Below are 669 nucleotides of genomic sequence, written 5' to 3'. Positions count from 1 at the left end.
GACTTGTTATACGAATATATATAGGGCAAGATGCTAACTTGTAAGAGTAGCCGCCGTATGTATCTTGAAGCGCAAATTTATATAAATTAAAGAGAGCAGGCGCTATTAGTTTCTCTTATACAATTGATAAACATAAACCCGAAATAAACCCTACGATGATGCAAAACGTGGACAAGGACAGTAACAAGATTTTACTGGCAACCCTGGCAGGCATAGGTGCAGGCGTAGCAGCAGCTTTACTGCTTGCCCCAAAGAATGGCCGTGACTCAAGAGATGAACTTATGCGCCAGCTTAACAAGGCAAGCGATGATGTAAATGGCAGCATAAAGCGTTGGACTGCAACCCTGAAATCTAAGTATGCTAAAGATGATAACAGTAGCGACGACGAGTTTGATTTAGTAATGCACGGCTCCTGGAGCGATGTTAAATCGCAGTTGCGCCGCAACTACGATGACTTAACTGATGAAGACCTTGACTACAAAGAAGGTGGCGAGTCTGATTTGCTGGAACGCCTGCAAACCAAGTTGGGTAAGACCAGAGATGAGATTGTACGCATGATTTCTGACCTAAAGTAAGGGATAGTGCCTGCTGTTTGCTTTCCAAGCCTATAGGCAGGCAGTATAGTAGAATTCATTAGTATATATATAACTTAATGCTATGTTTGTCGTT

General features: G+C 42.5%; 1 protein-coding gene. It reads left to right on the top strand.

The genetic code is table 11. From position 1 onward, the window contains the following. Positions 1-158 precede the first annotated feature (158 nt). A complete protein-coding gene (locus tag ACFQ2O_RS22075; RefSeq protein ID WP_377533154.1) occupies positions 159-575 on the top strand; it encodes a YtxH domain-containing protein in 417 nt (138 codons plus the stop codon). The last annotated feature ends 94 nt before the right edge of the window (positions 576-669 follow it).

It is taken from the genome of Pontibacter rugosus (genome assembly GCF_042678745.1).
GTDB classification, from domain to species: Bacteria; Bacteroidota; Bacteroidia; order Cytophagales; family Hymenobacteraceae; genus Pontibacter; species Pontibacter rugosus.
The sequence above is the reverse complement of the archived record's forward strand: the minus strand, read 5'-3'. Positions and strand labels throughout refer to the sequence as shown.